Annotated in this window: 4 protein-coding genes; all 4 read right to left on the minus strand. The window is 60.3% G+C overall.

What is annotated here, in order from left to right:
* A partial coding sequence (locus LIO98_RS02915; protein WP_291953180.1) for an efflux RND transporter permease subunit occupies positions 1-1,866 on the minus strand: 1,866 nt, incomplete at its 3' end.
* A gap of 413 nt (positions 1,867-2,279) precedes the next feature.
* A complete protein-coding gene (locus LIO98_RS02920) occupies positions 2,280-3,509 on the minus strand; it encodes a phenylacetate--CoA ligase (protein WP_291953182.1) in 1,230 nt (409 codons plus the stop codon).
* A 102-nt stretch (positions 3,510-3,611) separates the two neighbouring features.
* Complete coding sequence (locus LIO98_RS02925) at positions 3,612-4,205, minus strand: indolepyruvate oxidoreductase subunit beta (protein ID WP_291953184.1); 594 nt, start codon at positions 4,203-4,205, stop codon at positions 3,612-3,614.
* Positions 4,198-5,577, minus strand: coding sequence for a thiamine pyrophosphate-dependent enzyme (locus tag LIO98_RS02930; protein ID WP_291953186.1), 1,380 nt, complete (start codon positions 5,575-5,577; stop codon positions 4,198-4,200). The genes LIO98_RS02925 and LIO98_RS02930 overlap by 8 nt, the downstream gene beginning before the upstream one ends.
* Positions 5,578-5,623 lie beyond the last annotated feature (46 nt).

Genomic DNA, 5,623 nt, shown 5'->3' on the forward strand with positions numbered 1-5,623 from the left:
GGGGCGGAGTTTGCGGTCGATAAGTTCAATGGTGATCGTCGATTTATAGACCTCTTCGCCCGCGCCGCGGCCGACGATCCCGTAGGTGTAGGCGACGGCCTTGTCCTGCTGGATCATATCGACCATCTCTTTGGTCACGCTGTCCGTGACCTCAAGGCCGGTGTCCGCGGGAAGCTCCACCTCCACGCGCAGGCGTCCCTGGTCTTCGCTGGGGAAGAACTCGGTGCCGAGGGAGGTCGCGAAGGTAATGCCCAGCGCGAAGAGCGCGAGCGCCGAGAAGAGGATCGTGCGGCGGTGGCCGACGGAGAAGGCGAGCGCCGTGCGGTATCTGTCCTCAAGCCAGATGAAGGGACGCTCCATATTTCGCTGCAGGGCGGTCGTCTTCTGATTGCGCCCCATGAGGCGCGAGCAGAGGAAGGGGGTCAGCGTGATGGAGATTATGAGCGAGATGGAGATCGTCATCGCCACGGTGACGCCGAAGGAGTTGAAGAAGCGCCCCATCATGCCGCCCATGAAGGCGACTGGGACGAATACGGCGAGCGTCGTCGCCGCTCCCGCGAGCACCGCGAAGGCGACCTCGTTGGTGCCGTCCTCGGCGGCGCGGAAGGCGCTTTTGCCCGATTCCTTATGGCGCGTGATATTCTCCATGACGACGGTCGTTGCGTCGACGACCATGCCGACGGCGAGCGAGAGCCCCATCATCGACATATTGTTGATCGTGATCCCCATCCAGTAGAGGACGGACATGCTGCCGAGAAGGCAGACCGGTATCGTGATGACGGCGATAAAGGTGGCCCGCAGCGTGCGCAGGAAGATGAACATGATGATCGAGGTGAGGCATATCGAAATGATGATGTCCCAGAAGACGCCGTTCATCGAGCTGAGGATGAACTTCGCGTTGTCTGAGACGACGACGAGGCTCGTACCGGCGGGGGCCGTCTGGTTGAGCTCCCCGATGCGCTCCTTGACGAGGCGGGAGAGGAGGACTTCGTTGGCCCCCTTTTGCTTGCGGACCATCACCATAACAGTCGGCTTGCCCTCGTAGAGGGAGCCGCTGCGCTGATCCTCGAAGCCGTCCTCGACGCGCGCCACGTCGCGCAGGCGGATGACGGCGCCGTTGCGCACCGCCACCGGCAGATATTCAAGCTCCGCGGCGGAGGAATATTCGCCCTCGATGCGGATGCCGTACTCTTTGACACCCGTCTCGACGCGTCCCGCTGGGAGCTCGACGTGTTTATTGTAGATCGCGTTTTTTATATCCTTCGTCGTGAGGCGGTAGCTCTCCAGCGCCTCGGGACGCAGCCAGACGCGCATCTCACGGTCGCGGAAACCCGCGAGCTGGATGCCTCCGACTCCCTTAACGGTCTGAAGACGCTCCGTCACTATCTTGTCCACATAGCGCGAGAGCGTCTTCATGTCGGTGCGTCCGTCGTTTTTGACGGCGATGTTCATTATCGGGCGGTCGGAGGGGTCGTACTTGTCAACCTGCGGGTCTTCGCAGTCGTCGGGGAGCTGCCCCGTCGCCATACTGACCTTACCTCGCACGTCGGCGGCGGCGAAATCTATGTTACGGTCAAGCTCAAACTCGACGACGATCACCGATCGTCCCTCGTAGCTGCTGGAGCTCATATTCTTGATGCCTTCGATGGTGTTGATGCGGGCTTCGAGCACGTCCGTGACGTCGTTGTCGATGATCGCGGGGCTTGCGCCCTCCATTTCTGTGCGCACGACAACGATGGGGAATTCGACGTTGGGCATTCGCTCGACGCCCATGTTCAGATAGGAATAGGTGCCGAATATCACCATCGCGATCGTGAGTATAAGGACGGTTACCGGGCGGCGCAGGGATATTTCGGTAATTTTCATAAAGTCATATCATCCTTAGCGTTAATTTGTCTTTCCTGTAAAAAAGAGGTCCGACGCGTATACAGCTGACGCGGAGGATATTTGCCTTGCCCCCGCATAGGGACGAGCCCTTTTTTATAAAGCTCCCGTCCATATTAAGCCTTACAGTCAGCTCTAAGTCAAGCATCTCCGGCGCCGCGGTTTCCCGCCGCCGGTGGGCTGACGCCATGAGCGTTTCATATTATCAGGTCCTTGGCTGCCGCGTCGGTCCTTCGCTCTCCCGCCGCGTACACAACCACTACGGTAACACATTATACATCCCCAATGTGGAGATTTTGTGTAAATTATCGAAAAAAATGGTGAACTTTTCCTGTCGGAATAAGTAAAGGCTCCGAAAACCTCTCGGGGCTTTCGGAGCCGGAATTTCGTAAATACTAATACCTGTTGTCGACCACGCGCTGCGTCTTTTTTTCGCTTCTCGGCAGCTCGCCGATCTTCATCACCTGTGGGACGACGCGGATGCCGATGCCGGATTTGCACTCCCTGACTAGAGTTTCGGCAAGGTTTTCGGGGTCATAGCCCTCTTTCATCTCGGCCTGGACGATCATCCTGTCGCGCAGCTCCTCGTTTTCAAGGACGATGCGGTATTCGCTCGAGAAACCCTCGATCTGTTTGAGTATCTCCTCGACCTGCGCCGGGTAGATATTGGTCCCCTTGATCTTTATCATGTCGTCGCTGCGTCCGACGATGCGGTCGAGGCGTGGGAAGGGCGAGCCGCAAGGGCATTCGCCGGGGATGATGCGGGAGATGTCGCGTGTGCGGTAGCGGATGAGCGGGGCCGCCTCTTTGCGGAAGGTGGTGATGACGATCTCTCCCTGCTCGCTGTCCGGCAGCACTCTGCCGGTTTCGGGGTCGATTATTTCGCAGTAGATGTAGTCGTTGAAATAGTGCATGCCCGTGTGTTCGTGGCAGTCGATGGCGATGCCGGGGCCGTATATCTCGGTGAGTCCGTAGATGTCGAAGAATTCTATCCCCAGCGTCTCGTAGATCCTCTCGCGGATCTTGTCGCCCCAGCGCTCGGAGCCGAAGATGCCGCGCTTGAGGTGGATGTCACCGCGCATGCCGCGCTTGTCGACCTCCTCCGCGATGACGAGAGCGTATGAGGAGGTCCCGATGAGGACGCTGGCCTCAAGGTCGCGCATCAGCTGCAGCTGGCGGTCGGTATTGCCCGCGCCGGTGGGGATGACCATCGCCCCCAGGCGCTCCGCGCCGGCCTGAAAGCCGAGCCCCGCCGTCCAGAGGCCGAATCCGGGGGTTATCTGGATGCGGTCGGCGGTCGTCACGCCTGCGAACTGGTAGCAGCGCTCCATCATCACCGCCCAGTCCTCGATGTCCTGCGCGCTGTAGGGCATGATGACGGGCATGCCCGTCGTGCCCGACGAAGAGTGCACGCGGACGATCTCCTCGTTCGGCACGCACTGCATGCCCATCGGGTAGGCGTCGCGCAGGTCCTGCTTTGTGGTGAAGGGCAGCGTCTCAAACTGCTCGCGCGTCATCATCGTCTCCACGGGTAGTCCCGCGAACTTTTCTCTGTACATCGGGCTAGCCTTCGCCGCGCGGCGGACCTGTGCGAAACACTGGCTCATTATCGTAAGTTCATTCATAACTTTTCTTCTCTCCTGACTCTCTTTTCTGTTCTAAAAAACTCTCCTGGCTGATTTACCCTCAACTGAAATAAAATATTACCTATAATTAATTCCGGAAGCTCACCATCGGACGCCGGAGGCTTTCAGCCCCAGCTCGAAGGCTCTCTCGTTCATCGCGAGCAGCTTCGGTTTGACGCAGGCCTTGACCGCCGCGCGTATCTCCTCTTCGGAGAAGGGAAGCATCGAGGCTTCCACGGCCGCGCCGAGGATCACGATATTCAGCGTGCGGATGTCGCCCGCCGCGAGCGCGAGCGGCGCTCCTTCGATAAAGACGGCCTCGGGGTATCTGTTTTTGAGCAGGGCGAGGTACTCGTCTCCGAGGTAGACGCCCCTGCCGAGCGCGACGTTCGTCGGGATGATGCGGTCGGTGTTGACGACGCACTTCGCCCCGGCCTTCAGCTTTGGTATCATGCGCACCGCCTCGGCGAGCTCGAAGCCAAGCATGATGTCTCCGTGCGCGCCGGGAATGATAGGCGCGGCTTCGCGCGCGTCGATGCGCAGATGGCTGGAGACCGAACCTCCGCGCTGCGCCATGCCGATCGTCTCCGAGGTGCGGACGAAAAGTCCCTTTGCTCCGGCGGCAGTCGCGAGTATTTTTGAGGCCAGCAGCGTTCCCTGCCCGCCGACGCCGGCGATCACAATGCTCTTAACCATTTATCTCACCTCTTTTTATCGCGTGGATGGGACAGACATTGGCGCAGAGGGCGCAGTCCGTACAGAGCGAGCTGTTGATGACGGCGCGCCCCGTATCGTCCGGGGTGATCGCGGGGCATCCAATTTCGCGGATACATCTGCCGCATTTGATACATTTATCATCGACAAAATGTGCCGTCGAGGGCTTTTTTATCTGCGCGATACAGGGGGCTTTCGTTATCACCACCGAAGGTCCGGGGTAATTGACCGCCTCTTTCATCGCCGCGACGGCCTCTTCATAATCGAAGGGGTTGACACTCGCTATGTGACGCACGCCGCAGCCGCGGAGGATCGTCTCGATATCGAGGGCGGGAGCGTCGTCGCCGAGCGCGCGCTTGCCGGTGCCGGGGTGCGGCTGGTGTCCCGTCATCGCGGTGGTGCGGTTGTCAAGGATGATCACCGTGATGTCCGTTCCCTGATAGACGGCGTTGATTATTCCCGGAATGCCGGTGTGGAAAAAGGTGGAGTCGCCGATGAAGGCGAGACACTTGGTGCCGGGCTCCGCGAGCGCGAGCCCCTGCGCGATGGTGATGCCAGCTCCCATGCAAAGGCAGGTATCCACCATATTGAGCGGCGCGGCGTTGCCGAGCGTGTAGCAGCCGATATCGCCGCAGTAAATGGCCTTTTCGCAGTCCTTCGTCGCCACCTTCGCCTCATAGAAAGAGGCGCGGTGCGGGCAGCCGGCGCAGAGCACCGGCGGGCGCACGGGAAGCGGCGGCAGCGTCTCGGCCTCCGCCTCTTTGGCCTCCATACCGAGATAGGAGAGCAGGGCCTTTTTAATAAGTTCGAAAGAATATTCACCGTTCCAGGGCATGTGACCGCTGCGTTTGCCGAGGATCGGCCTCTTGCCGGCGGCGGCGATGAGAAGCTGCTCCTCGACGACGGGGTCCAGCTCTTCGATCACGAGCACCGAGTCGACCGCGTCAAGGAAGTCTAGCGTCGTTTTTTCCGGCAGCGGATAGGGCGTGCCAACTTTATAGAGGACGACGTCGAGGCCAAGCTCGCCGATGACCTCCTTCGCGTATAGATAGGAGACGCCGGAGACGGCGACACCTTTGCGGGAGGCGCCCGCGCCGCGCTCGATGCGGTTGAAGGGCATCGTGTCGAAGGCGCGCGCCAGTTCGTTCTGTTTCACCTCGAGCTTGCCGTGGCGGCGGTAGGAGAGCGCGGGGAAGATGCACCATTCGGGGCGCTTATTGAAGCCTTCCGCCTCTCTTACCGTTATATCCTCACGCACGTCGACGTCGGCGCTCGCGTGGCAGACGCGCGTCGTCGGGCGCAGGAAGACGGGCAGCGCGAAGGCTTCGGAGAGCTCATAGGCCGCCTGCACCATCTCGTAGGCCGCTTGAGGCTAGGAGGGATCGAAGACCGGCGGGGGG

This window comes from Cloacibacillus sp., from assembly GCF_020860125.1.
GTDB lineage: Bacteria > Synergistota > Synergistia > Synergistales > Synergistaceae > Cloacibacillus.